Source organism: Arthrobacter sp. NPDC057259, from assembly GCF_042668995.1.
GTDB lineage: Bacteria > Actinomycetota > Actinomycetes > Actinomycetales > Micrococcaceae > Arthrobacter.
The window spans coordinates 258,716-282,933 of the sequence record NZ_JBHUYA010000003.1 but is presented as its reverse complement, the minus strand read 5'-3'; the positions used below and the strand labels follow the sequence as shown (position 1 = coordinate 282,933).

At 69.6% G+C, this 24,218-nt stretch carries 20 protein-coding genes; 6 read left to right on the top strand and 14 right to left on the bottom strand.

Features of this window, described 5'->3' with window-relative positions; all coding sequences use genetic code 11:
- Positions 1-98: 98 nt before the first annotated feature.
- Positions 99-428, top strand: coding sequence for a DUF6221 family protein (locus tag ACFUCU_RS07235; protein WP_377971705.1), 330 nt, complete (start codon positions 99-101; stop codon positions 426-428).
- Between the two features lie 111 nt (positions 429-539).
- On the top strand, positions 540-1,181 hold the full coding sequence (locus tag ACFUCU_RS07230; protein ID WP_377971703.1) for an NADPH-dependent F420 reductase: 642 nt from the start codon (positions 540-542) through the stop codon (positions 1,179-1,181).
- Between the two features lie 15 nt (positions 1,182-1,196).
- Here ACFUCU_RS07230 and ACFUCU_RS07225 read toward each other — a convergent pair whose 3' ends face one another.
- Positions 1,197-1,790 carry a DUF1992 domain-containing protein gene (locus ACFUCU_RS07225; protein WP_290256220.1) on the bottom strand — a complete coding sequence of 198 codons (594 nt, stop codon included), beginning with the start codon at positions 1,788-1,790 and terminating at the stop codon, positions 1,197-1,199.
- A 167-nt stretch (positions 1,791-1,957) separates the two neighbouring features.
- On the opposite strand from ACFUCU_RS07225, the gene ACFUCU_RS07220 reads away from it, so the two are divergent.
- Together ACFUCU_RS07220 and ACFUCU_RS07215 are read left to right on the top strand one after the other, a co-directional pair.
- Positions 1,958-3,133 carry a glycosyltransferase gene (locus tag ACFUCU_RS07220; RefSeq protein WP_377971701.1) on the top strand — a complete coding sequence of 392 codons (1,176 nt, stop codon included), beginning with the start codon at positions 1,958-1,960 and terminating at the stop codon, positions 3,131-3,133.
- Positions 3,130-4,584 (top strand): lipopolysaccharide biosynthesis protein, encoded by a 1,455-nt coding sequence (locus ACFUCU_RS07215; protein WP_377971700.1) that lies wholly within the window; start codon positions 3,130-3,132, stop codon positions 4,582-4,584. Before ACFUCU_RS07220 ends, ACFUCU_RS07215 begins: the two co-directional genes overlap by 4 nt.
- A gap of 117 nt (positions 4,585-4,701) precedes the next feature.
- Here the strand turns inward: ACFUCU_RS07215 and ACFUCU_RS07210 are convergent, their stop codons facing one another.
- The 8 genes from ACFUCU_RS07210 to ACFUCU_RS07175 all read right to left on the bottom strand — a co-directional run bounded on the left by ACFUCU_RS07210 (position 4,702) and on the right by ACFUCU_RS07175 (position 16,025).
- The gene (locus tag ACFUCU_RS07210) at positions 4,702-6,552 is read right to left on the bottom strand and encodes a hypothetical protein (RefSeq protein WP_377971698.1); all 1,851 of its coding nucleotides are present in this window, start codon (positions 6,550-6,552) and stop codon (positions 4,702-4,704) included.
- Between the two features lie 284 nt (positions 6,553-6,836).
- Positions 6,837-8,525 (bottom strand): long-chain-fatty-acid--CoA ligase, encoded by a 1,689-nt coding sequence (locus ACFUCU_RS07205; protein ID WP_377971697.1) that lies wholly within the window; start codon positions 8,523-8,525, stop codon positions 6,837-6,839.
- An 80-nt stretch (positions 8,526-8,605) separates the two neighbouring features.
- A complete protein-coding gene (locus tag ACFUCU_RS07200) occupies positions 8,606-9,829 on the bottom strand; it encodes an aminoglycoside phosphotransferase family protein (RefSeq protein WP_377971696.1) in 1,224 nt (407 codons plus the stop codon).
- Complete coding sequence (locus ACFUCU_RS07195; RefSeq protein WP_364134014.1) at positions 9,813-10,616, bottom strand: glycoside hydrolase family 16 protein; 804 nt, start codon at positions 10,614-10,616, stop codon at positions 9,813-9,815. The genes ACFUCU_RS07200 and ACFUCU_RS07195 overlap by 17 nt, the downstream gene beginning before the upstream one ends.
- Before the next feature lie 16 nt (positions 10,617-10,632).
- Entirely contained in the window at positions 10,633-12,840 is a 2,208-nt protein-coding gene (locus ACFUCU_RS07190; RefSeq protein ID WP_377971694.1) for a hypothetical protein, read from the bottom strand.
- Between the two features lie 107 nt (positions 12,841-12,947).
- Positions 12,948-14,246, bottom strand: coding sequence for a glycosyltransferase family 2 protein (locus ACFUCU_RS07185; RefSeq protein ID WP_377971692.1), 1,299 nt, complete (start codon positions 14,244-14,246; stop codon positions 12,948-12,950).
- On the bottom strand, positions 14,243-15,244 hold the full coding sequence (locus tag ACFUCU_RS07180) for a glycosyltransferase family 2 protein (RefSeq protein WP_364134023.1): 1,002 nt from the start codon (positions 15,242-15,244) through the stop codon (positions 14,243-14,245). Before ACFUCU_RS07180 ends, ACFUCU_RS07185 begins: the two co-directional genes overlap by 4 nt.
- A gap of 1 nt (position 15,245) precedes the next feature.
- A complete protein-coding gene (locus ACFUCU_RS07175) occupies positions 15,246-16,025 on the bottom strand; it encodes a glycosyltransferase family 2 protein (protein WP_377971691.1) in 780 nt (259 codons plus the stop codon).
- Between the two features lie 768 nt (positions 16,026-16,793).
- Here ACFUCU_RS07175 and ACFUCU_RS07170 point away from each other — a divergent pair.
- Positions 16,794-19,040 carry a PKD domain-containing protein gene (locus ACFUCU_RS07170; protein WP_377971689.1) on the top strand — a complete coding sequence of 749 codons (2,247 nt, stop codon included), beginning with the start codon at positions 16,794-16,796 and terminating at the stop codon, positions 19,038-19,040.
- A 151-nt stretch (positions 19,041-19,191) separates the two neighbouring features.
- Here ACFUCU_RS07170 and ACFUCU_RS07165 read toward each other — a convergent pair whose 3' ends face one another.
- Positions 19,192-19,971: an SDR family NAD(P)-dependent oxidoreductase gene (locus tag ACFUCU_RS07165; RefSeq protein WP_377971688.1), complete on the bottom strand. Its 780-nt coding sequence runs from the start codon at positions 19,969-19,971 to the stop codon at positions 19,192-19,194.
- A gap of 112 nt (positions 19,972-20,083) precedes the next feature.
- On the opposite strand from ACFUCU_RS07165, the gene ACFUCU_RS07160 reads away from it, so the two are divergent.
- Positions 20,084-20,626 (top strand): TspO/MBR family protein, encoded by a 543-nt coding sequence (locus tag ACFUCU_RS07160; RefSeq protein ID WP_377971686.1) that lies wholly within the window; start codon positions 20,084-20,086, stop codon positions 20,624-20,626.
- A gap of 43 nt (positions 20,627-20,669) precedes the next feature.
- Here the strand turns inward: ACFUCU_RS07160 and ACFUCU_RS07155 are convergent, their stop codons facing one another.
- The 4 genes from ACFUCU_RS07155 to ACFUCU_RS07140 form a co-directional block, all read right to left on the bottom strand.
- The gene (locus ACFUCU_RS07155; protein WP_377971684.1) at positions 20,670-21,167 is read right to left on the bottom strand and encodes an SRPBCC domain-containing protein; all 498 of its coding nucleotides are present in this window, start codon (positions 21,165-21,167) and stop codon (positions 20,670-20,672) included.
- 32 nt (positions 21,168-21,199) lie between these two features.
- Positions 21,200-21,568, bottom strand: a complete 369-nt coding sequence (locus ACFUCU_RS07150; protein WP_377971683.1) for an ArsR/SmtB family transcription factor — start codon at positions 21,566-21,568, stop codon at positions 21,200-21,202.
- A 46-nt stretch (positions 21,569-21,614) separates the two neighbouring features.
- Positions 21,615-23,627: an ATP-binding protein gene (locus tag ACFUCU_RS07145; protein ID WP_377971681.1), complete on the bottom strand. Its 2,013-nt coding sequence runs from the start codon at positions 23,625-23,627 to the stop codon at positions 21,615-21,617.
- Positions 23,628-23,743: 116 nt separating this feature from the next.
- Positions 23,744-24,190 (bottom strand): STAS/SEC14 domain-containing protein, encoded by a 447-nt coding sequence (locus ACFUCU_RS07140; RefSeq protein ID WP_377971679.1) that lies wholly within the window; start codon positions 24,188-24,190, stop codon positions 23,744-23,746.
- Between the last annotated feature and the right edge of the window lie 28 nt (positions 24,191-24,218).

Sequence of the window (24,218 nt, the reverse complement as noted above, 5' to 3'; positions counted from 1 at the left end):
CTTGCACCGGCCGGGGCCGCCGGGGATCACGATCCGGACACACGGATCCCGGCGCCGGCACGTGCCTGCCGGTGGTACCCGGGCGTACCCTCGGAGCTGTGGACATCGTTGAATTCCTGTCCCAACGGATCGGCGAGGACGAGGCCGCGGCCAAATCGCTGCTGACCGACAGGACCCTCTCCAAGTCCGGCGAATGGTACGAACAGCGGCTGCTGCTCGAGTGCGAGGCCAAACGGCGGCTGATCCAGGTGGTGGAGGCCGCCCGGCAATCCGCCCTGACGGCCATGGTCACCGAATCGGTTGACGGGGGCTCCGGGGACGGCGGCTGGGCGCCCCGGTCACTGGACTGGATGGAACGGTCGCTGCGGGCGGTGGCGATGCCCTACGTCGACCACCCCGACTTCAACGAGGACTGGCTGAGGCTCTGACGCGCCGGCCATGACGCGTCTGATGGTTCGTCCGGGCAAGGAAAGCTCCGCGCAGAGCGAACGGCCCGCACACCACGAAATATCCCGGGACCTCGGGCCGTTGCCCCCACTATGACAACTATTGGAATCATCGGTGCAGGTCACATTGGCAGCCAGGTCGCCCGCAAGGCGGTCGAACTCGGCTACGACGTCGTCATCAGCAACTCCCGCGGACCCGAGACGCTGGGCGACCTCGTCGCGGAACTGGGGCCGAAGGCCCGCGCGGCCACGGCCGCCGAAGCCGCCGCGGCCGGCGACTTCGCCGTCGTTACCGTCCCGCTGAAGAACATCGGCGACATCCCGGCCGAACCGCTGGCCGGGAAGATCGTGGTGGACACCAACAACTACTACTGGGAGCGCGACGGCCGCATCGCCGCGCTGGATAACGGCGAGGCCACCACCTCCGGCATGCTGCAGGACCTCCTGCCGCAGTCCAAGGTGGCCAAGGGCTTCAACCACATCATGTACACCCAGATCACCACCGACGGCACCCCGGCCGGCACCGACAACCGCCGGGCGCTGGCCACCGCCAGTGACTACCCGGAGGCCGCGGAACTGGTCACCCGGCTGTACGACGAGTTCGGTTTCGACACCGTCAACATCGGCCCGCTCTCCGAGAGCTGGCGCGTGGAACGCGACCGCCCTGCCTACGGCAGCCGCCAAAACGCCGAGGAACTGCGCGAGAACCTGGCCAAGGCGCCCCGCACCCTCTAGCCGAGCTCTCCGGCGCTATCCCCCGGACCGCCGGCGCCACCACGGGCGCCGGCGGTCCGGCTCCGTTGCCGGGACCTCCGGCTCCGCCGCGGCACGACGCTCCCGCCACCTGGCCACCTCGACGTCGGCGTCGCGGGTCTTCGTAATCACCGGCGGACCGCCCTGCAACTGGCGCCGGGCCTCGATGACCCGGGCGTTGAAGTCGGCGATGATCTCCCGCACCTGGGATTCCGCCACCTGCTGGTCCAGCCGGTCGTCCAGCGCAGCATCCTCGGTCCGCAGCAGGATCGCCGCCGGACCCAGTCCGCTGAGGTCCTCACGCTGCAGCAGCCCCTTGACCCACCAGTCCGGGTCGTACACCTCGCCCAGGCCCGGAATCGGCTTGCCGGCGTACTTCAGATTGTCGAACTTCCCCTGCGCCATGGCGTCCCGGACCAGGTACTCGGCCCGGGCGGCGTCGTCCACTGCGGCGCGCTTCCGCCTCAGGTTCTCCTCGGCGGCGTCCAACTCGGCCTGTTCCTCGACCGAACTGCCGCTGATCCGGAGGGACCTCAGCTCGGCGGCCCGTTCCACCCGGCGCCGGAATGCCGGGTTCCCGCCGTCGACCATACCTGCACCCCTTCCCGGGTCCGATGCCTTTCTCCCAGTATGACCAGCCGGGCCACGACGACGGAACCCCTGCATCTCGCAGGCGGAAACTTAGACCCTCCTTGTCCCTATGAACAGGGCCATGTGGCCCCCGATAACGGGTAGGTAGGGTCAAGTACACTCATGCAATGAGGCTTCTGTACATCACAGAAAGTGCGCCCAACCGCGACCCCGTGTACGGGGATGGCAGCTCCATGATCCCGTACGAAATCCTGCGGAATCTGCCCGGCGACGTCGACGTGACCCTGCTCAGCTTCGAGGGCCGGGTCGGGCTGCCGGAGGAGATCCGCGAGCGCTGCGCGGAGGTCCAGATGCTCACCCCCCGCCCGCGTGCGGCCGCCCTCATCCGCTCCCTGGGCGGCCTCAACGGTGCCGGCCGGCAGGAACGGGCGACGCGCGAGGCGACGGAGCTGACCGCCTCGCTCTCCGCCCGCGCCGACGCCACCCTCATCCACGGCCCACACGCCCTGTTCCTCTCCCGGTACGTCCACGGTCCCCTGGTGCTGCAGACCGTTGACCCCTGGTCCGTCCGGACGCAGATGGACACCGCCATCGCCGGCCGGCTGAAGGCCGCCTACCGGGCCCGGGAATTCCTGGCCCTGCGCGCCGAACGCCGGCTCCCCGCCCGGGCCCGCCTGCTCACCGTCGGAGCCAAGGACGCCGCCCGGTGGTCCGCCAGCCTGGGCCGCCCTGTCCGCAGCATCCCCAACGGCGCCGACCAGGCGGATCAGCCCGCCGCCCGGCGCGAGGACCCCGTGGTCTGCTTCGTCGGCAGCCTGAACTACGGCCCGAACATCGACAGCGCCCGGGTCCTGGTCCGGACCATCGCCCCGCTGGTTTGGGAAAGCGTCCCGCGGGCCACCTTTGTTCTCGCCGGGCGCCGGCCTGACCCGGCTGTCCTGGCCCTGGCCGGCCCGCGGGTGGAGGTCGCCGGCAACGTGCCCTCCGTCCTGGACGTCTACCGGGCCTCTGACGTGGCCGCCTTCCCGGACGAACACGGCGTCGGGATCCGCAACTCGGTGCGGGAGGCCCTGGCCGCCGGCGTGCCCGTCGTGGCCACCCCGGTGGCGGCCCGGGAGCAGGAAGCCCACCCGCTGCTGACCGTCGTCGGGGACCCGGAGGTCTTCGCCCGGCGGGTCGTGGAGGCGCTCGAGAACCGCGGGACCGGCGCGGGGACGGCAGGACCCGAGACCACGGCATCGGTCCGCTCCTGGCAGACCGCAACGCTGGAGTACCTGGCGGAGCTGCAGTCGGCCATCGGCTCTGCGGGGGCGGGGCTTCCGGCGCGGAGCAGCTCCGCATGACGCAGGCCCCGCCGGGGGAACTGGCCCGGACCGGCGTGCGCGGCGCGATGTGGCAGGGCCTTGCCTTCGCCGGCGGCCGCATCATCGTCCTCATCACCACCGTGGTCCTGGCCCGGCTGCTGTCCCCGCACGAATACGGCCTGGTGGCCTTGGCCCTGGTCCTGATGGGCTACGCGGAGACGATTGCCGACGCCGGCGTCGCCCAGGCCCTGGTGTACCTCCCCCGGACCGGAATCATCGCCCGGTCCGCGCTCATGATCTCCGCGATCCTGGGCTCCCTGCTTGGGCTCACGGCCTTCCTCGCCGCTCCCCTCATCGCCGATCTGTTCCAGCTCCCGGATGTGGTCCCCCTGGTGCAGATCCTGGGCGTCTCCGTGCTGGCCACGTCGCTGGGCGCGGTCCCCGAGGCACTGCTGCGCCGGGACCTGCACTTCAAGAAGCTCACCGCCGCCCCGGTCCTGAAGGCCGTCACCATGGGGACGGTGACCCTGTCCCTGGCGTTCACCGGCCACGGTGCATGGTCGCTGGCTGTGGGCACCGCCGCCGGGTCCGTGGCGTATGCGGCGACCTGCTGGTATCTGGTCGGGAGGCAGGCACCCTGGCAGATCTGGCGGATCAGCAAGGCAGCGCTGATGGCCAACGTCAAGTACGGCGCACCCGTGGCCGGAAGCAGCCTGCTCGCCCGGCTGATCTTCGACATCGACTACCTGATCATCGGAATCATCCTGGGCGCCCAGGCCCTTGGTTATTACACGCTGGCGTTCCGGCTTCCGGAGGTCGTGATCCTCAACGTCTTCTTCGTCCTCTCAACAGTCCTCTTCCCGCTCTACGCCCGCGTCCGCGGCGAACCCGAACGGCTCCGTGCCGGCTACCTGACCAGCGTGCGGATCCAGTCCCTCTACGGCGTCACAGCCGGGGTGGGCCTCTCCGTGGTGGCGCCGGTGCTGGTGCCGCTGGTGTTCGGCGACAAGTGGGACGAGGCCGTGCTGCCGCTGGTCTTCCTGGCCCTCTACGCCGCGGCCCGATCCCTCGGTGCGGGCGCCAATGATGTCTACAAGGCCTTGGGCCGGCCCGGGCTCTCGATCGTGGTGTCCCTGGTCCGCCTCCTGATCCTCCTGCCCGTCCTGCTGTTCTCCACGCGCTGGGGCATCGTGGGCGTGGCGGTGGCGCAACTGGTGGTGGCCGTGGTGTTCGCGGTGGGAATGCAGGTGGTCGCGGCGAAGGTCATCCAGTTGCGGCCCCGTGCACTGCTGGGCGCCATCGCCCCCGGTCTGGTCTGCGGTGCCGCGGTGGCGCTGACCGGTCTGGGGAACCTCCTGGCTCCGGAACTGGGGTCCGTGCCCTGCATGGTGCTGGTGGTCGTGGTGGCGGTCGGGGTGGTCTACGCGATAGTGCGGTTCGCCTACCGGCCGCTGCATGACGAGCTGCTGGGCATGGTCCGCCGCTCCTAGTAGCAGGCATGGTCCGCAGCTCCTAGGAGGAGGACTTACCGGCTAGGGACCCGCTGAGGCGGTCCGGCGGGACCGCTATGTCGACCCGCCGTGATGATCCGGCGGCAGGCAGTGCTGCTAGGCCGGCCGCCGACCCGTGACGGTACCGGCCGGGATGGCGACCGGGAACAGCCGCAGCCCCAGTGCCACCCGCCCCGCGACGGCCTTCAGCAGGCCGAAGCGGACCCCCTGCCGGAGCGCCAGGGTACCGCGTACCGCCTCCGGGGAGTCGACCGGCACCAGCCGGGCCGGGCCGTCGAGGCCGGGGACGTTCCAGTGCACCGTGATGTCCTCGAAGCCGTGCTTGCGGAACGTTTGCTTCCAGCCCGCCACCGTGTGCGGTCCGCGCCCGGCGGCGGTGCGCCGGACCTGGGCGCAGACCCATCCCCCGGGTTCCACGTCCGCTGCCGCCCGCTCGAAGAGGCCGGCGTCGGGTTCACGCAGGAGCACGACGTCGAACTGCGCCCCGGGCGCGCCCGTGCCTGTGCCCACCGGCCGGGCATCAGGGTCCAGCAGCTGGAGTGCGGCCAGCAGCTCCGGGTCGATCGATCCCCCGTAGCCCAGGTGCCGGGGCTGCAGCACGGGGGTCAGGAAACGCCAGTCCAGCATCCGCCAGCGGTGCAGGGTCAGTCCGGGACGTCCGCCCGGATCCGCCTCCGGGGCCGGAAGGGTCCGGGAGGAGATGCTGTTCCAGACCGTTTCGGTGGCCAGGCGGCGGACCAGCTCACGGGACAGCCCGGCGTCGATCACGCGGGCGCCGGGCAGCCTAGTGGCCAGCTGCAGGTAAGACTTGCGCCAGTGCTCCAGCAGCTCCACCGTGTGCTCGCCCTTCCGGGCGAACATCACCTCGCCGGGGGCATCGAGCACCAGCAGCACGTCGGGCGCCGGTCCCAGTTTCACCGCCAGGGTATTGGTCAGGCCCGCACTGGTGTGGCCGCCGCCGACCTGCGGCAGGAGCGCGTCGTAAGCCACCCGGTCCATCAGCACCACCCGGCCGCGGAGGCTGTGGTAGCGGGCCTTGGTGCCGCCCTTGAGCACCCGGAACATCTTCTTGGCGGTCCGGCCGCCGGGCAGCCGCTCAAGCCACCGGTCCCACGGGCCCGCGCCCCAGAGCCCCATGTAGACATAGGACGTGGGGATGGGAAAGTCGGCGCGGAGCCCGTGCAGGAGCGTGGTTTTGCCGGCACCGTCCGGCGCCATGACGCCCACCACCGGGCCGGGGCCGGGGAGCCGCGGGGTCATCAGCCGGAGGGTCCTGTGGCCCAGCCAGCGGCCGCGGCTGGCCAGCGGCTGGGTACGGGTCCAGGCACGCCGCCACCGTCCGGCGAGATCGCGGACGCCGTCGAAGTTCCCCGCGTTGACGGCGTCGAGCAGGGCGAACGCCGCGCCGGTGCCACTTCGCCGGTCCACGTACTCGGCGACGGGTCCGGCGGCAGAGGCGACTCCGGCGGACGCGAGCGCCGCGGCCTGGCGGTCCGCCGCTATCCCGCCCTTGTCCAGGACCAGGTGCAACAGGTGCAGCCAGGCCTTGTCGGCCGGTGAGGGGAGCCACAGGCCATCCTGCCTGACACGGCGGTCAAGGCAGCCGGCGGCCAGCGGTGTGCTCCACTGCTGGAAGCGGCCGAAGGAAACCTCTGACACGACGTCGAGTTTGAGCCAGAATTCGTCGGCGTCCATGTAGCCGAAGTAGAACCGGTGGCTGCCGTGCCCGGTGGCGTGCACGCGGCACAGCCCGATCCGTGCCATCAGCCCGTCCAGCTGGGGCAGCATCCGCGGATCCACCAGCAGGTCCACGTCGCCGTCCGGGCAGGCCAGATCGTCCTCGCCGCGCAGCAGCACCCATGGCAGGCCGGTGTCCTCGAGGGCGCGAAACGCTTCAAGCACGGTGGGGTGGGCGGCCGGGAGGCGTGTCTGGGGGTGGATGCTCACGGCGCGCACCCGCCGTCGTCCGTCGAGTGTGCCATGTCCGCGAGACCTCCTAGACCGGATCCGGCCAGTCCCGCGGACTCCCGCCCACGGCCGCAAAGACGGCCGCTGTCAGCCCGGGGACAATCAGCCCGCAGGGGGCTGGCACGGCGTTGCCGCCGCCGGAAAATGTGTCTCCAGCCTAGGAGCGGCGGCCCCGCCTGTCACGAGTAGCGGCACGGGGATGCCGGTGCCCGGGTACTTGGCCGCTACCCGTAAACGCGCACCCGGCCCCCGGCGCCGGAAGATCAGAGCCGCGGCAGGGCGTCCTCGCGGACCTGCTTGCGGAGGATCTTGCCCAGCATGGACCGGGGCAGGTCGGGGACAACCACCACCCGGCGCGGAACCTTGTAGCCGGCCAGGTGGTCCCGGCAGTGGGCGCGCAGCGCCTCCTCGTCCAGGGCGGTGCCGGGTTCGAGTTCGACTGCGGCCACCACCATCTCGCCGCCGCGTTCCAGCGGCTTGCCCACCACCGCGGCGTCGCGGACGTCCGGGTGCAGGCGCAGCACGGCCTCCACCTCGGTGGGCGAGACATTGAAGCCACCGGTGATGATCAGTTCCTTGGCGCGGTCCACCACGGTGGTGAACCCGTCGGCATCGACGGTCACCACGTCGCCGGTCCGGAGCCAGCCGTCCGCCGTCAGGGTTTTGGCTGTTTCCTCGGGGTTGTTCCAGTAGCCCTGGAAGACCTGCGGGCCCTTGATCAACAGCTCCCCGGGCTGGCCCTGCGGGACCTCCACGGAGGGATCGTCGACGTCGACCACTTTCATCAGCGTGGACGGGAACGGCACGCCGATGGTCCCGGTGCGGCGGGTGGGGTGGAAGGGGTTGCCGAGCGCCACCGGGGAGGACTCGGTCATCCCGTAGCCCTCAACCAGCAGGCCGCCGGAGACCGATTCCCAGAGTTCCACCACGTGGTCTGGCAAGTTCATGGCCCCGGAGATGCAGTACTTGCAGGAGCGCAGGGAGATGCCCTTCTCCTTCGCCGCCATGGCGGTGCGCTCGTAGATTGGCGGAACGGCGCAGTAGACGGTGGCGGGCGACTTCTTCATGGCGGCCAGGATCAGGTCCGGGTCGAACTTGGGGAAGAGCACCAGCAGGCCCTGCTTGCGGATCCCGTAGGTCAGGTAGAGCGTCATGCCGAAGGCGTGGAACATCGGCAGGATCGCGTAAAAGATCTCCTTGCGGTATTCCGCGCCGGCCATCCAGGCCTCACCCTGCAGCGCGTTGGCGTAGAGGTTGAAGTGCGTCAGCATGGCGCCCTTGGGCCGGCCGGTGGTGCCGGAGGTGTACTGGATCGCGGCGAGGTCCGTGACCGCCGGGCGGGGGTGCGAGGGGTCGATCCGGCCGTGGCCCAGTAGCTCCTTCCACGGCGTTGTGCCGGGGGCCGGCGCGGTGAGCGATTCCCGGGTCTGGCGGAACTTCTTCACCGGCAAGGAGAGGGCCAGCCGTTTGACGGCCGGGAACGCCTCGAGGAGGTTCACCGACACGACGTGGTCGATTTCGATGTCGGCCGGGAACTCGCGGACGGCGGCGGCGGCCTTGTCCCAGGCGATCACCACGCGTGCCTGGTGGTCCTCGAATTGGTGGCGCAGCTCGCGGGAGGTGTACAGCGGGTTGTGTTCGACGACGACGGCGCCCAGGCGGAGGACCGCGTAGAACGCGACGACGTGCTGAGGGCAGTTGGGCAGGATCAGGGCCACCCTGTCGCCGGCGCGCACGCCCAAGCGGCGCAGCCCCTCGGCTGCCCGGTCCACCTGCTCGCCGAGCTCGGTGTAGCTGGTCCGCCGGCCGAAGAACTCCATGGCGGGTGCGGTACCGGCCTCGCTCACGGACCGTTCGAACATGGACACGAGCGACTCCGTGGGCAGCTCGATGTCGGCCGGGACGCCCGGCTGGTAGTTCTTCAGCCAGGGCCGGGAGTCCGTGTTGTGCATGTTCACATCTTGCCGTGAACCCGCAGCGGACCTTAAATTTCCCGGGTCACCGCCGGTTGCGTGCCGGGGCCCGCGCCGGGTCAGAGCACCCCGGCGGTGGCGGCGTGCCGCCACAGCCAAAAGTCCCGGTCCCCGAAGACCGCCTGCCGCACCTCGGCCGGGCCGCACGGCGCGTGTCCGGCAGGTGCGGACACGGGTCCCGCGCCGGCGTCGACGGCGTGCGCAGGGTGGTCGGCGGCGGCGCCGGGCTGGGCCGCCTGCACTTCCGGTCCCCCCGGTACCGCCCCGCCGCGTCCGGCCTCAGCACCCTGGGCCTGTCCCACTGGCTCTGCCGATTCCGCGGCGAGCCTAAAGGCGAGGGTGGAGGCGGACCGTGCCCAGGTGGCCAGCACCAGTGCGGGCAGCAGCGCGGGGTCGATGTCGCGGCGGACCAGGTGCTGGCGCAGGGGCTCGCGCGCCCAGCCGTCCCGGCCGAAGGCGGTGTCGAAAGCCGCCAGCTGGGCCGGCCGTTCGAACGCCTGCTCGGCGGACTCGCTGAGGTACTGCAGGTAGAAGGTCAGGTCGTGTCCGGGCAACCCGTAGGCGGACGCGCGCTCCCAATCCATCACCTGGAGCCGCCCGGCCGGGCCGATCAGCAGGTTGGGGTGGCTGAGGTCGGCGTGTTCGAACACGGACGGCAGTTGAGCCAAACGCAGCGGCTCCAACGCCTCGTGGGTCCGGCCGACCAGGTCCGCGAGTTCGTCCTCGCCGGGTAGCAGCAGCTCCAGCGCCTGCAGGGGCCGCTGCACGGTGCGCTCGTACCAACCCTCGTTTCCCGCTGCGGGCCGGGTGCAGGGCAGCGAATCGATGAAGTCCACGCCGAGGGCGACGGCTACCGGCAGGTCCGCGGCCACCCGGTCGGGGTCCAGGGCCGGGCCGGTCAGCGGGGTTTCGACCAGGACGGTGTGTCCGGACAGATCCAGGGCGGCGACGACACGGGGCACACCCTCGACCTGATCCCCGCCGAGGACTCCGAGTTGCCAGAGCATGTCCGCCTCCCGGAGCACCCCCTCGTTGTCACCGGGGCAGCGCGGCACCTTCACCACGAGCGAGGGCTGCCGCGCGCCGGGGGCGAAGATGAGGGCGACAACGTGCCGGGAGGTGGTGAACTGCGGGGTGATGAAGACCGTGGTCCAGTCCCGGCCCAGGCCGAGGCCGGCGAGGTCCCATTCGTCATAGTGGCCCCGAAGGACGGCGTCGATGAAGCTGCCGCCGGCGGCAAGGACCGGGAACGGCGTCGCCGTGGCCTTACGGGGCGTACGCATACTGCACCACCCAGTCCACCTCGATGTGGCCGGAGACCGACGGCGCCGGCGTTCCGGCGTCGGCCCCGTCCTTCGTCTCGGCCTGCAGCGTCCACCTCATGCCGGTGTTGGGAACGCCGTCCGGCATTGTTGTTTCCCCCACGAGTTCACCGTCCCAAAACCACTTGACCTTGCCTGGAGTCCATTCCGTCGTCGCCACGTGCCACCCGGTTCCGTCCGTGGCGGAGGTGTTCCGGGTAGTCGGGTCGAAGCGGTCCGGACCTTTCAGCGGGGAATCCTTGATGGCGGATACCCCGTAAAACGGGCCGTTGAGTTCCCCCTCCGGCCAGTCGATCTCCCCGTCCAGCCAGTTATCGCTAGTGGGCCACAGCAGGAAGGCGATCTTGTACCCGGGCATCGTGTCGGCCCGGAACCGGATGGAATAGCGGCCATAGCGCTGCCCGTCGTAGCCGAAGGGCACCACGCTGGCCACCCTGGGCTTCCCCCCGGAGCTGTGGAGGAAGAAGTCCAGCTTTCCGTCCTTGACCGACAGGACCTTGTCCGGGGTGTAGACGCCCTGGCCCGATGTGTCGGGCAGGTCGTGGTAGCCCCGCATGTCCGGTCCGTACACGTCGCCGACCGCGCCCATCGGTGCCGCCCGGGTGAAGTCCTGCGTCCCCGTCTGCTTCCAGCCGGGGAGGTCCCCCACCGGCATGGCCGTTGCCGGGGGCGACGGTTTGAGCAGCATGGCGATGGTCATGGTGATCCCTGCGGCGAGCAGGACGACGATCACCCTGATCAACACCATGCCGCTCCTCGTCACGCTAGCCGGTCTTGGCGAGTTCGTAGATCCGGACTGCGCCGTTCTCGAACACCCGCTGGACGTTGGAGGATCCGGCCAGTTGCCGCTCCAGGGTGGGGAGCGTGCCAGGATCGAAGAGATTATCCTTGGCGGCCTGCGCGATCTGCGAGTCGGAGAAGACCACGAAGATCCGGTCCGGCTTGAAGTTGCGGTCCGCATACCGGGCTACGTCCACCGAGGTCAGGCCGTGGCCGGAGGACTGGATGAACTTGGTCAGCGAAGCCGTCCGTCCCGCATCCAGGTAGCTGGGGTAGTTCGGGCCCACCAGCAGCGGGAAGAAGGCGTTCGTTTCCATCACCGCGTCCTTGGGGTTGACCGTCGAGTCCAGCCACTGGGCCGCGGCGACGTCTTCCTTGGGGACGCGGAACTTGGCCTCGTTCTGGAAGTAGGTGATGGTGAACAGGAGGGCCATGGCGGTCAGCGCTGCGGTGGTACCGATGGCCGCCCGGCGGGTCCGCAGAGGACCGGCCCAGAAGAGCCACGCGGCGCCGACGGCCAGCCAGGGAAGGGCGAACAGGTAGACCCGGAACTTCGCCTCGCCGCCGTAGGACTGGATCAGCAGCCAGAACAGCGGCGCGACGGCCAGCCAGGCCACCATGATCGTCTGCCGGACGTTGCCGCGCAGCAGGTTGCGAACGAAACCGCCCACGCCCAGCACGCCGATGAGGATTGACAAGGCCTCCGGCGCCCGGCCCAGCAGGCCGGTGGGCCCGCCGTCCGGCGGTTCGTAGCTGGCGTTCTTCAGGAAGTCGAAGCCGAAGAGTCCGTACTTGCCGGCCACGAAGTCGAGGTTGGGCAGCAGGTACAGGACGGCAAGCACCGCCAGGACCGGGCCCGCCCACCGCGGCCGGAAGTAGCCGAAGACGAACAGCGGCAACAGCGCCAGGCTCGCCAGGTAGGGAGTGAGCTGGTGGCTGGCCACCGAGACCGCCTGGAGGACCAGCAGGACAATCACCGCCGGCAGCACCAGGGTCTGGGCAAAGGGCCGGGGCTGCGCCTCATCCTGTGCCGTAGCCGCCCGTTCGGCCCGGCGGCGGCTCAGCTTCTCCTCCCAGGCGACGGCGAACCGGGCCGGGGTGCCGCGCAGGAAGGTCAGGGCGATCAGGCACATCGTCAGGTACAGCGTGTAGGAGAACGCCTGCGGGGAGTAGTAGTTCTGGTTGACCCAGTTGGTCAGTGCAAACACCAGGGCCGCCGTCCACTGGATCCTGCGGTTGCTGGACAGGACCCGGACAATCGCCAGAACCAGCGCCACACCCAGCACCGCGAAGCTGAACTCTGCCAGCGAGGCGTAGCCGATGGCGTCCGGGTAACCCACCGCGTCACCCAGGAAGGCGCTGGCGGAGAAGAACCCGGGCCAGCGGTTGTAGATATCGATCGAGGCGTCCACCTGGCCGGAGGCCCCGATGTAGTCGGTCACGGCGATGTGCTTGTACGTCCACGGGAGCCGGGGAACGCTGACCACCATGGCCGCCGATGCGTAGAGCATGGCCACGAGGCCGGTGAAGGAGACCGCGAGGAAGGGGGTGGATGCCATTTCCCGGGCCGCAACCGCCCAGATGCAAAGCCCGGCTACGGCGGCGACGGCCACGAACCAGATCGGCGGGAACGTCGAGAGCAGCCCGGCGTCGCCCTTCAGTCCCTCGCCGGTAACGGACAGGGCCACGCCCCAGAGGACCAGGGCCGCAGCCAGCACGGCCCACGGGATGTGGCTGGCGGGGCTGCTGTTCCGCAGGCCCTCCAGGCTGAGGAGCCGCCGCCATTGCTGCGGCTCCCGGTCCGTGGCCGGGGCGGGCAGGACGATCACCAGGACGGAGGACGCGATCAGCACCGCGGCCGCGACGGGCCGCGGCTGCCACAGGTGGGTCCACACCATCGCCAGCGACAGGATGGTGTAGACGGCGGCGCTGAGTACCAGGGTGCCGATGGCCCGCGCGAGCGGATCAACGCCGGTGAGCCGCCGTACCACCACCCACCCCGGAAGGATCAGGCAGCCGAGCAGCGTCACCGGGGCCAGCGCGGGTCCTCCCAGCCCGAGCAGGATCAGTGCTGCCAGGACGACTCCGGCAATGGCCAGGCCGACATCCAGGGGGCGCTCCGTACGGAGCCTGTTCACCGACGAGAGGGGCGCCCTGGGCGCCGGCTTCTCGTTTTCCATAATGAGACTCATGAACTTGACTTCCTCGCTTGTTGAAAAAGTGGCGAGGGGAAAACGGTGTTCCATGGTGACGCCGAATTCCCCTCAAAACTGTGCGTCGTGTGCTGCGTTGCGGCTGCCTACGCGGCTCGTCGGCGCCGGCAGGAGCGGCGCTGCAGCAGGTAGTTGAACGGGCCGCGGGCCACCGAGACGAGCTCGGTGCGCAGCGCCTTTGCCATCACCGGGTTCCTCGGGACTTCGTCGGCCGTCTCGCCGTCGGCATGCGCGCGGGTGTTGCGCAGGAAGTAGACGGCGCCGCGGGGAGCCCGGACCAGCGCCATCCGGGCGGTCCGGGGGTTGAGCATGATCTTGGTCAGCCATGCTCCCAGGCCGTTGCCGTAGCCCCGGGCCTGGACGATCAGGTCGTCGAGTTCGGCGCGGTGCCGATGCCAGACGACGGCGGAGGGCTGGACCACCAGCGACCGCCCGGACAGGATGACCCGGGTGAACATGTCCAGGTCCTCGCCCCCGCCGGTCCGAGTGCCTACCCCCAGGGCAGGATCGAAGGCGCCGAGCGACAGGGCCGTCCGGCGGTCGAGGGCGAAGTTCGCTCCCGTCCCATAGGCCCCCACGCAGAACGGGAAGACCGGCATGTCCGCCGGCGGGTCGGCCAGGGAGTAAACCTTGGGCGCCACGGCCTTGGACCAGCTCACCCGCCCCTCGAAGTATCCCTGCGCCAGCGAGCGCAGCTCGCCCGCCGGGACCAGCCCGGTGACACAGGCGACGTCGGAGGCCTGCTCGAAGCCGGCGGCGATCCCCCTCAGCCACCCCGGGTCCACCACGACGTCGTCGTCGGTGTAGGCGACGATGTCGCCGCGCGCGTGCCGGAGTCCGGCGTTGCGTGCGTTGGATAGTCCGGGGCGCCGCTCGGAGATGAGGACCAGCCGCGCGTCGGAGAACTCGGTCCGGACCAGGTCACGGGTGGCGCTGGTCCGGGCGGCGTTGTCCACGACGATGACGTCGAAGTCCGGGTAATCGAGGCGGAGGATGGCGTGCAGTGCCTTCCGGAGCAGCTCCGGCCGGTCCCGCGTGCAGACGACGACACTGATCGGTGGCGTGGTGGTGGAAACCGACGCCGGGACCCTCGGGAGGTCGGCGGCTGCCTCCTCGAGCCGGGTCCGGGAAAGCGTTCCGTCGGCCGTTTCCAGGTCGACGAAGCCGCGGACGGCGGCACCGTCCCTGACCAGCAGACGCGCCCGCCGGTAACCGTGCGCGTCCTGCAGCCGCAGTTCGCTGCACCCGCCCAGGGATCCCAGGTCCACGGCTCCGACCCAGAGGGCACCGGCCCAGTCGGGGGCCGCTTCGGCCCCCATGGCCGGGGCCAGCTCGAGGACCGCGCCCGCCGGTTCTGGCCGGCGCGGCGCGGCGACGTCGATCACGTGGCTTCCCGCCAAGGCTGCTGGGCCGCAGGAGCGGCGGCAGCCAGGGGGGAGCCCTCACCGGTGCCAAGCCTGCGGCCGCTGACGTAGCCGGCGGCGGTCACGCCCAGCACCGCCACATAGGCGCCGGCTCGTTGCAGGCCCTGCGGGTCCTTGCCGCGGCCCCAGTCCGACAGGGCCCCGACGAACGCCCGGGGCAGGACGCTGCGGACATACCGCCGTTCCGGCCCCAGGGCCCGCTTGTGGCCCACGACCTTGCTGACCTGGGCCTTGGAGAGGCCCTCGGACCAGGCGCGCTCGAGCATGTACCGGAACGTTCCCCGCTGGACCGGAACGTGGTGCCGGACCACGGCAGCGGGTTCGTAGACAACCCGCGAGCCGGGGGATCCGATGGCCGCACGGATGCAGATCTCGGTCTCCTCACATCCCAGGGGCTTGGTTGCCTGCCGGCCAAGGCTGACATTGAAGCCGCCCACGTGCTGGAGGATCTCGCGACGGAAGGACATGTTGGCACCCACCACGTTGCGGACCTCGGAGGCCACTGTGGGCAGGCCGCGGTGGCTGCAGCCGACGATCCAGTCCAGCTCGGGACCGAAGTGGCCGGGCCGGCCGCCTTCCCAGACGGGTTCGACGCGACCGCCGACGGCCAGCACATCCGAGTCGTCGTAGAGGGCCGTGAGGCGCTCCAGCCACGTCGGCTCGGCCTCGGCGTCGTCGTCCAGGAAGGCGACGATGTCGGAAGTCACGAGCGCGGCGCCGGTGTTCCGGGCCCCGGAGAGTCCCTTCGGACCGGTGCTCTCGACGAGGGTCACGTCCTGGACAGTCGCCACGAGCCGCTTGTACAGGTCCACGTTGTGGTCAACCACCACGATCACCTGTTCGGGCCGGAGGGTCTGGGCGTGGACGGAGTCGATCACGCGCATCAGCAGGTCCCAGCGCTGCTCGGTATAGGAGCAGATCACCACCGAAACCGACGGACGGAAGTTGGCGTTGAGCATCTCAAGCCCCTTCCGCCACCGTGAGCACGCTGCGCGGGTCCGTGGGAGTGCGGGCGAAGCGGACGTCCGGGTAGGTGTACTTCACCCGGCGCAGCGCCTCGGGCCGGGCGCCGGCGGAGGGCGCCTCCCAGCTGGTGCATTCCTTGGCCAGGGTGCGCAGTACGCGCCAGCCGTCGCGGAAGGTCTGCAGGTTCGAAACCCCGGAGATGCGGTCCAGCTCGAAGCTGGGCACCTCAGCGATCCGCAGGCCGGCGCGGGCCGCCCGGACGATCAGCTCGGTCTCGATTTCGAAGCCGTCCGATTCGAGCTGCAGTACCTCCAGGCATTCGCGCCGCAGGGCGATGTAGCCGTAGCAGAGGTCCGAGTAGTTGCTGCGGAGGACCGTGTTGGCGAGGCCGGTGAGCACCCGGTTGCCGGTGTTGCGCAGCCAGGTCAGGTCCTCCGAGCCTCCGCCGGTGACGTACCGGGAGCCCTTGACGAAGTCGTAGTCGTGCTGGAGCGGAGAGACGAACCAGCCGATCTCCTGCGGATCCATGCTGCCGTCGGCGTCGAGCATCACGATGATGTCCCCGGAGGCGGCGGCGAAGCCGGCCCGGACCGCGATGCCCTTGCCCTTACGCGGCTCCTTGACCACGACGACGTCGACCCGCAGGGCGCGGGCGACGTCGACGGTGTGATCCCGCGAGCGTCCGTCGACGATCACCACCTCGTCTACGTACGACGGCATGCGCCGCAGCACCCAGGGCAGATTCATTTCCTCATTGAGGGTTGGAATTACCACGCTGACGGTCGCCCGGAGCGCGGAACTATCGGTTGTTGAGACAGATCTTGGGGCCAAATTTTGAACTGACAAAAGCCTCACCACTTCATGAATTTAGACGCCCGGGAATTACCCCCAGCGATTGAGAACCTATCGGACAAATTCGGAGAGAATTTCACAAACCTGTACCGACCCATATCCCAGCTTTGCCACTGGGCTGTGGCCATATCCGAAGCCTAAAGTTCACCTAAAGTTGTGTCACGAGTGGCTGTTACTTGGGCGTGTGTACTCATATCCGCAGTAGCAATGGACCCCTACTTGGGTCCCCCGACCTGGCTACTCGGGCCGCCCGGCAGGTTCCGCGTTGGACTACTCAGCCGCCCGTGGCCGGCCGCCAGGCCGCGGGAAACAGCGGAATGACGGGGCTGAAGCCGCACCGCCGTCCCGTTTCCGCGGAATCACTCCAGTCCGGGCGCCAGCCGTGCCGGCAACTGCCCGGCATGCGCGGCCGGGGGCGGGCCACTCCCTTCCGGGACCGCCGGCCTGCGTACGCCGGCCCGGACAGCCCACCTGGCATTCCCGGTCGAGACCCTCAATTCGCGCCCCTAAGACGACAACGCTTGAGTGCCTAAATTAGTTTACAAAGAATTAGCAAAAGGATCTATCCAGCCGGTCGGCCGGTAGCTACCATGGCCTCATTCAACACCGGACAATTGTGCCCGCATGAGGGCCCGCGTCCAAAACCCTCCCGCGCCAATGATTGTCGCGGCATCAAAGAAAATGGTCCCAATGATGAAACGAATATCGCACTGGCTTAGCCGGTCCCTGGTGGTGGCCCTGGCCGTCGCCGGCGGCATGTTGGGGGTCGCCGGAAGCGCATCGGCTGCGGACAGCTACGGAACTCCCAGCATCAGTTTTAGCGGCGTCAGCAACCCTCCCACTTCGGACAAGCCCCAGAGCAAGCTGTGGTGGAATGACGGCTCCTGGTGGGCTGACATGTGGACCTCCGGCAGCGGCTGGCACATCTTCCGGCTGGACGTCCCCACCAACAAGTGGGTGGACACGGGGCTGCTCAACGACAGCCGGGCGAACACCCTGGCTGACGTGCTGTGGGACGGCGGCAAGCTCTACATCGCCTCGCACGTGGTGACCGTCTCCACGGACTCCACGCCGAAGCCCTCCCTCTCCGGGCAGCCGGCCAAGCTCTACCGCTACAGCTACTCGGGCGGCACGTACACCCTGGACGCCGGATTCCCCACCACCATCACCAACCAGAGCAGTGAGTCGATGACGATCGATAAGGACACCACCGGCGCCATCTGGGCGACCTGGACGCAGGTGACCGGCGACTCGACCAACGGCTACAAGAGCACGGTCTACGTCAACAATTCGGCGCCCGGCGGGACCAGCTGGAACACCCCCTTTGTCATCCCGGTTGCCAATCCCACAGCCGCGGCGGACGACATCTCCGCGATCGTGGCGTTCGGCAGTAACAAGATCGGCGTGATGTGGAGTGACCAGCTCACGGACAGCGTGCACTGGGCCATCCGCACCGACGGCACCAATCCGACCGCTACATCGTCATGGCGTTTCCAGGACGCCATCAAGGGCAAGGGCCAGGCGGACGACCACCTGAACATCAAGACCCTGCAGGCGGACAACAGCGGCCGTGTCTTTGCGGCCGTCAAGACCAGCCTGAACGACACCTCCACGGATAAGACCCTGCCGCAGTTGCTGCTGCTGGTCTTCAAGCCGGCCACCGGGTCCTTCAGCCAGTCCACCATCGCCTCCGTCGGCGACTGCGTGTCGCGGCCGCAGATCCTGCTGGATACCCAGAACAACGTGGTGCACGCCTTCCACACCGCCCCGGGCAGCACCGTGACCGGATGCGCGTACTCGGGCGTCGCCGGCGCCATCTACGAGAAGACCGCCCCGATGGACAACCCGGTCTTCGGCTCGGGCCGCGGCACCCCGGTAATTCAGGACGGCGCATCATTCAATATGAACGACGTCACCACCACGAAGCAAAGCGTGAACAGCACCAGCGGCATGGCGATCATGGCCAGCAACATGGTCACCAAAACCTACTGGTTCGCCTACCGCGGCCTGGGAAGCACCCCGCCGCCGGCCCCGAAACCGGTGGCATCCTTCACGGCGACGCCGACGTCGGGCACCGCACCGCTGAACGTTGCCTTCACCGACACCTCCTCCGGCTCCCCGACCTCGTGGGCGTGGGACTTCGGTGACGGAACTTCCGCGACCACCCAGAATCCCTCCCACACCTACGCGGCGGGAACGTTCACGGCCAAGCTGACCGCCACCAACAGCGCCGGGTCCTCGACCTCCAGCGCCGTGATCACGGTCGGCTCCGCTCCACCGCCACCGCCCCCGCCGCCGACGTCGTCGGGCATCACGGTGGGCGCCTCGTCCACGGCGGTCGCCACCACGGCCAGCTCCACGGTCAGCCTGGCCAAGCCCTCCGGGGTGGCAGCCGGTGACGTCCTGGTCGCCGCCATCACCGCAGACCTCGGCCCGTCCGTGACCGCACCCGCAGGCTGGACGCCGATCGTCAACGGGCTGGGCATCAACAGCTCCGCCAGCAGCGGGGCCAAGGTCTTCAGCTACTACCACGTGGTGGGATCCGCGGACCCGGCCAGCTACAGCTGGACACTGAGCACAGCCGTCAAATGGGGGGCCGGGGTGACCGCCTACCGCGGCGTCAACACCACGACGCCGCTGGACAGCTCGGTCGCAACCACGGTCAACACCACGTACTCGGCCACCAGCATCACAGCCCCGAGCATTACCACCGCCAGCAACGGGGCCATGCTGATCGGCGGGGTCGGCTTTGACAGCTCCAGCCCGGGCGCCACCCCGCCGGGCGGCTGGACCGAACGCTGGGAATCCAGCGGCGGTCAGATCGGTGAACTCGCCGATGCGCCGCAGGCCAACGCCGGGGCCTCCGGCACCGCCACCTGGACGTTCGGCACGGCCAAGGCCGTGGGCGTCTGGCGCACCGCGCTGAAGCCGGCCTAGCCGCGGCAGCAACACCAAGCAATCCACACAGGGCGATGCCCCGGCCGGATCCGGCCGGGGCATTCTCTTGCGTTGTGCAGGTTCCCCAACTGACCGGCAACTGGGGCCGTTTTGGGGCATAAAAACGGCCTCAGCTGTAGTCAGTAGGGCGTCAGAGGGCGGACCAGCCGCCGTCGGAGGCGAGCACCGCGCCGTTGATGTTGGTGCCGTCGTCGCTGAGCAGGAAGGTGATGGAGGCCGCCAGTTGGGCGGCCGTGGCGGGTGTCGGAATGTTCGCGCCCATCAGCGGCCCCAGCCGCTCGACCGCCAGTTGCGAACCCCATTCGGCGACGATGTTGGTGATGGTCGCACCGGGGGCAACCGTATTAAAACGCAGCCCCTTGGGCCCATACATCACCGCCGAGTTCTTGGTCAGCCCGATGACGGCGTGCTTGGAAGCGGTGTACGCGGCGCCGGCAGCGGAGCCGCGCAGGCCGGCTTCGGAGGAGACATTGACGACCGAGCCCGTCCCCGCCTCCAGCATCAGCGGCAGGACGGCCCGCGTCAGGCGCATCAGCCCGGTGACATTGATCCGGAACACGCGGTCCCAGACCGCGTCGTCCACCTCGTGGATCGGGGCGAAGTTGTCCATGATTCCGGCGACGTTCGCCAGGGCGTCCACGCGGCCCGCGGCGGCCTCGACGACGGCGGCGACGGTCTCCGCGGCGGAGATGTCCCCCGCGACGGGAACGATCTCCAGCTCCCCGTGCCGGGCCACCAGCTCATCGAGGCGCTCCGCGCTCACGTCAGCGGCAACTACCCGGCCGCCCTCCTTCGCGACCCGGAGGGCCGTGGCCAGCCCGATGCCCGAACCAGCCCCGGTGACGATGACGGTCCTCCCCGAGAACCGGCCGGGGGTGATGCTTTCCTGCCATGCAGCTTCGTTGCCCATGATGTCCTTCCAGACGCAGCAGTCCTTGACAGCGCCAGCTTAGGGCAGGGGAAGCCGGGGGAACATGGGTCACGGTTTGACGGGAGCGCCGGGTGTTGTTCACAGTGATTGAGTGCTCTTGAACGTCGAACCAAGCGCTCCGGGCACGTCCGCCCCCGGCGCCCTCCCGCGGGGTCGGCAGGCAGCCGCCCTGGCCGCCTTCCTGGCCGTCTCCTTTGTGGTGTCCTTCGTGGGGTCCCTGCCCATCCGGGCCAACGCTGCCGGCTGGTACCCCACCGCCCTGACGGCCCCGTGGACGCCGTCTGCGCTGGTCTTCGGTTCCGTCTGGCTGCTGCTCTACGCGGGCATGGCCGTGGCGGCCTGGCTGGTCTGGCGGCAGCGGCTTTTCCCGCGCCGCCAGGCCCTGTTCGCCTACGGCGGCCTGCTGGTGCTGAATCTGGCGTGGCCCCTGATGTTTTTCGGCATGTATCCGCTGCTGGGGTCGGCCGCACTGTGGCTGGCCCTGGGGCTGATCGCGGCGCACGCTGCCCTGGCCGCCGCCACGGTATTCCGCTTCGGGCCGATCAGCACCGCGGCCGGACTCCTGATGCTCCCGTACCTGTCCTGGCTGGTCTTCTCGGCCAGCCTGAACCTGTACGCCGCCATCAACAACTGAGCGCGGCGTAGAGGTTCAGGGGGACCGGTTCAGGGCGCGCCGCTCAGGCGCGCGCAGGTTCGACAAGGAGCGCGTCGACCTGGCCGAGGGCGCCCTTCATGCCTTCCTCCATGCCCATGGCGACAATCTTTTCCATCTGTTCCTGGGTTTCGAAGGTTGAGACCACGCTCATCCGGGTGCGGCCGCCCAGGTCCTCGAGGGTGACGACGCCGTGGATGGTGCCCATCTCCGCGACCGGCTCGCCGTCGTCGTCGGCGAAACCGTCGTCGAACACCAGGCGGTGCGGGGCCTCCAGGGAGACGAAGCGCCACCAGCCGCGGGCCTTCTCCCCCGCGGGTCCGGTCATGTAATAGGTAGCCTCCCCGCCGGGGACGAAGTCATGCTTTTCGAAGGTCGCCGGCCAGGTGGGCGGACCCCACCAGCGCTCGAGCTGCCGCGGATCCTCCCAGATCTGCCAGACGCGCTCGACTCCGGCGTCGAACTCCGCGATCACGGTGAGGCTGAGCGCCCCGGGATCCTGGGCTGAACTAATGACGGTCATTGTGTCCCCTTCCCTGCGATTGATGGTGCTGATTAGTCCACGGTGGAGTCACTCCCCGGCGCGGGCGGCGTGCCTTCCGCGAGGAGGTCCGCGATCCGGTCCGAGCGTTGCCTCCAGATGTTTTCGTAGTCGTCCAGAAGGCGTCTGACCCGTTGCAGTCCGTCGTGGTTGGCCCGCACGATCTGCTCCCGTCCGCGTTTCTCCTTGGTCACCAGGGTGGCGCGCTCCAGGACGGCAACGTGCTTTTGGACGGCGGCGAAGCTCATCGCGTAACGCTCGGCGAGGCCGGAGACCGAGGACTCCGACGCCGTCACCCGCCGCACGATGTCCCGCCGGGTGGCGTCGGCGAGGGCCTGAAACACCCGGTCCGCCGCCTCTTCACTCAACTGATCTACAACCATTTGGTTGTAGAATAGGCCGCTTCCTGATGACCGTCAAGGGTTTCTGTCAGCCCAGGAAAGTCCGATGGACGTCGCTGCCGTAGCGGCGGATGATGTCCCGCCGGGCGGCCTGGAACGCTTCAAGGTCGCCGCCGTGGCCGTGCTGGGCCGCCCGGCGCCGGGCTAGTTCGTCCGCGATGACGTCCAGGAACAGTTCGGCCAGCAGCAGCCTGGCCGAGTCGCGGAACCGGCCTCGACCGTCGACGTAGAGCCGCACGGTGGGAGCAGCGGTGTTGATAGTGACCTTGCGCTCCGCGGCGCTGTACACCGCCCGGTCCGCGCCGTCGGGCAGGCTGCGGAACTCGTAACCGGTGAAAAGGTCCGTGCCGTGGTCCCGGTTGGGCCGCTGCCGGCCCCGGGAGTCAGCCGGCGTGGCCACGGCCCCGGCGTGCGCCGGCTGACTCCCGGCGTGCCGGGACGCCTGCTCGGCGATGACGATCTCGCAGGTGGCCCAGTGATCCCCGGCCCTCGCGGTGAGGGTGCCCCGATCCCCCGCCCGGTCCCCGGTGACCGTCCAGACCAGCCGCCCCGGGCCGATCTCCGCAGTGTCCGGAACCATGGCGGGCAGGTCCCCCAGATGGATGGACGGCGGCAGTTCCGCCTCGACGGAAAGATCCGCGGCGGAGAAGTCCGCTCCCGGCGGCAACAGGAGGGGGTCGAGCAGCAGTCCCACGTGGAACGCATGCCCCGGCGGGCGGTAGTAGAACGGCGTCGTGAACCGCAGCGCCGGGCCCGCGCCGGGTGCGTCGGCGCCCTGGGTGGCGGGAGAGGCCCCTGGGGCAGGGACGCCGGCGTCGGCCTGTCCGGTGCCGGGCTTGGAAGAAGGAGCCTCGGGCTCCGTCTGAAGACCGAGGTCGACGACGGCGGCGCGGTTCATGTGCCGCAGCAGCTCCTCGATCATTTCCGCGGTCCGGCCCGACGTGGTGGCCCGCTCCAAATGCGAGAGTTTCTCCCGCTCGGCCAGCACGGCGGGGGCCAGCGCCGCGCTGACGGCCCGGAAGAAGGCCTCCACGAAGGGATCCCGGGCGTTGAGGCCTTCCCGTTCGTCGCTGATGACCGCACGGCCGTGGCCCAGCATGTCGGTCAGGGCATCGCAGCGGACCTCCCCGAAGAGGTACTCCGTACCCACTTGGTTCTCGAAGTCGAACAGCTGGCAGTCCAGGACGGCCTGGCCGGAGAGCACCACCAGCCCGTTGGTCCGTTCGTCGCCGCGGCTGATGAGCTCGGTCCCGGAAGTCCGCTTCACGGTCAGGGTGAACGGGTAGTCCCGGCCCTCGAAGGGCACGCTCCCCGTCTGCCCGGGTCCGATGAGGACCTCGGCCGCGGGCTCGGTGAACACGACGGGCTCGGGGCTGTCCTCGCCGGAGCCGGGGTGGCCGGCGGACAGCTCCACGGTGCGCCGGCCCAGCACCGCCCGCAGGTAAAAGTTGTTGGCCAGGGACTGACGCAGGGTGTGGTGCTGGCTGATCACCACACGGGGGTTCTCGACGACGATCGTCACCCGGGTACCGTGCCCCGCCGTCGGCCCGTCCGTCATCAGCCCCAGCCGCGCATAGTCCGCGGGGAGGGCCGGGCGGCTCCCGCCGCCGTCGTCGTACAGGTACCCGCCGTTGCCGCCGCGGAAGATGTCGATCCGGGTGAAGCGCCCGTCCTGGACGGTTTCCAGCCAGCCGTGGCCCAGCCCGAAGACTGCCTGTTTCAGGCCCCGGCCGAAGTAGCCGCGGCCGTTGCCCTCGCCGCGGGCCAGCGGGCTGTGCGCCCCGCCGTAGCTGAGGATGCTGCGGGCCTGCCCGAAGCTCATGCCCTCCGCCTGGTCGGCGACCGTGAGCACGGCGCCGGTAAGGTGCCGTTCGTAGCTGACCCGGATCCGGCCCGGGACCGCTGCGCCGGTGCGCTCCATCCGGGCGTAGCTTTCGTCGCTGTTGGTGATGAGTTCCACCAGCGCCTTCTCCACCGAGGCGAAGCGCCGCGAATCGATCCCGATCACGCGCTGGTCAACCTGTATTTCGGCGACGCCCATGGCACTCCCTCGCTCGGCGGCCCGCCGCAGGCGGCGGATCACAGCGCGGCGGGTCACGGCCGGGCGGGCCCCCGGTCGTGGGGCGGTGCGACGGCCGTTACGGGGAGGCTACCAGTTCAGCGGTTCGCGGCGTCAGAGTATCCCGGGGCCGGGTTTCCCGCGGCCAGGCCGCCGATTTCCGGGCCGTCGGAGTCCTCGAGGAACCCGCGCAGCCAGGCCAGCGCCTCGGCCCGGGAGGTGAAGAACTCGTGCGGGTAGTCGGTGTCCCGGCTGGTGGCCGCGGCGATCACCCGGTCCACCGCGCTGGAGCCCAGCACCGCGATGGCCAGGACGTCGGAGGACTTCGCGAACTCGTACCGGGCCGCCGCGCTGATTTCGACGTCGGTCATCACCGAGAGCATCGGCATGCGGCCGCTCCCGGTGATCGCGGCGGTCGCCTTGAGGGCGTCCCGCGCGTCGGCGATGTCCACGAACGAGCCCGGCGCCCAGGAGGACTCGATGATGCCGTCGGTGACCGTCAGCGAGTTCTTCCCGTTCGCAGCGAGGATCGTTTCGGCCGTCATCCGGCCCATTGTAGGCGCGGCGCGCAGT

Bases quoted from the DNA above. Each gene is read 5' to 3' on its own strand.
- ACFUCU_RS07150 (WP_377971683.1), bottom strand. From the start codon at position 21,568: ATGGTTGTAGATCAGTTGAGTGAAGAGGCGGCGGACCGGGTGTTTCAG.
- ACFUCU_RS07225 (WP_290256220.1), bottom strand. From the start codon at position 1,790: ATGGTCGACGGCGGGAACCCGGCATTCCGGCGCCGGGTGGAACGGGCC.
- ACFUCU_RS07220 (WP_377971701.1), top strand. From the start codon at position 1,958: ATGAGGCTTCTGTACATCACAGAAAGTGCGCCCAACCGCGACCCCGTG.
- ACFUCU_RS07200 (WP_377971696.1), bottom strand. From the start codon at position 9,829: ATGCGTACGCCCCGTAAGGCCACGGCGACGCCGTTCCCGGTCCTTGCC.
- ACFUCU_RS07170 (WP_377971689.1), top strand. From the start codon at position 16,794: ATGATGAAACGAATATCGCACTGGCTTAGCCGGTCCCTGGTGGTGGCC.
- ACFUCU_RS07205 (WP_377971697.1), bottom strand. From the start codon at position 8,525: ATGCACAACACGGACTCCCGGCCCTGGCTGAAGAACTACCAGCCGGGC.
- ACFUCU_RS07165 (WP_377971688.1), bottom strand. From the start codon at position 19,971: ATGGGCAACGAAGCTGCATGGCAGGAAAGCATCACCCCCGGCCGGTTC.
- ACFUCU_RS07140 (WP_377971679.1), bottom strand. From the start codon at position 24,190: ATGACGGCCGAAACGATCCTCGCTGCGAACGGGAAGAACTCGCTGACG.
- ACFUCU_RS07230 (WP_377971703.1), top strand. From the start codon at position 540: ATGACAACTATTGGAATCATCGGTGCAGGTCACATTGGCAGCCAGGTC.
- ACFUCU_RS07180 (WP_364134023.1), bottom strand. From the start codon at position 15,244: ATGCTCAACGCCAACTTCCGTCCGTCGGTTTCGGTGGTGATCTGCTCC.
- ACFUCU_RS07195 (WP_364134014.1), bottom strand. From the start codon at position 10,616: ATGGTGTTGATCAGGGTGATCGTCGTCCTGCTCGCCGCAGGGATCACC.
- ACFUCU_RS07145 (WP_377971681.1), bottom strand. From the start codon at position 23,627: ATGGGCGTCGCCGAAATACAGGTTGACCAGCGCGTGATCGGGATCGAT.
- ACFUCU_RS07155 (WP_377971684.1), bottom strand. From the start codon at position 21,167: ATGACCGTCATTAGTTCAGCCCAGGATCCCGGGGCGCTCAGCCTCACC.
- ACFUCU_RS07190 (WP_377971694.1), bottom strand. From the start codon at position 12,840: ATGAGTCTCATTATGGAAAACGAGAAGCCGGCGCCCAGGGCGCCCCTC.
- ACFUCU_RS07215 (WP_377971700.1), top strand. From the start codon at position 3,130: ATGACGCAGGCCCCGCCGGGGGAACTGGCCCGGACCGGCGTGCGCGGC.